Origin of the sequence: Pseudoalteromonas sp. SG44-1 (genome assembly GCF_014164315.1) — a bacterium.
Classification (GTDB): Bacteria; Pseudomonadota; Gammaproteobacteria; order Enterobacterales; family Alteromonadaceae; genus Pseudoalteromonas; species Pseudoalteromonas rhizosphaerae.
The window spans coordinates 1-519 of sequence record NZ_JACJEW010000238.1 but is presented as its reverse complement, the minus strand read 5'-3'; the positions used below and the strand labels follow the sequence as shown (position 1 = coordinate 519).

The 519-nt window shown below is 40.5% G+C and carries 1 pseudogene; it reads right to left on the bottom strand.

The window, feature by feature from the left end:
- Positions 1–24: 24 nt before the first annotated feature.
- Positions 25–519, bottom strand: a pseudogene (locus tag H5187_RS25275) (IS4 family transposase); the annotation flags it as partial.

The window sequence follows — 519 nt, the reverse complement described above, 5'->3', positions numbered from 1 at the left end:
CTAAGGGATCCCCAAAAATAATTATTAAGTTTCAATTACATCACTCACATCCATATTTTTCCAATCGATTTGCACTACTACCTGTACGAAATAGGCTAGTCCTTCCAAATAATCTCGCCGTCGCAATTTAATGGACTGTTTTTTGACGTATCGCAATCCAACAAATGCCCATGACACTACTCGCCTCCTTTTGGTTGAGTTAGCTTGAAAAGAGCCTGTCTTTCCTGCTTTGTCTATCACTGCACCCAGCATCATTGAGAACCAATGAGCCAGTGTGGCAAGCAGTAACAGTATGTCTAATCGATAGAGTTTGTTTGTCCTGTGCAGATCTGAGCCTAAGCCGAACCTAACACTTTTTTGATCTCGAAATCCTGCTTCTATCTGCATTCTCATACCATATAATTTGAGCACTTTTTCGAGAAAGTGGTGCCTTTTTGGAAGTGAAGAAACGAGTAGCCAAGGCTCCTTATAACCACGTTTTTTATCTCTTTTTAATAACTTATGCCCTTTGCCAACCAG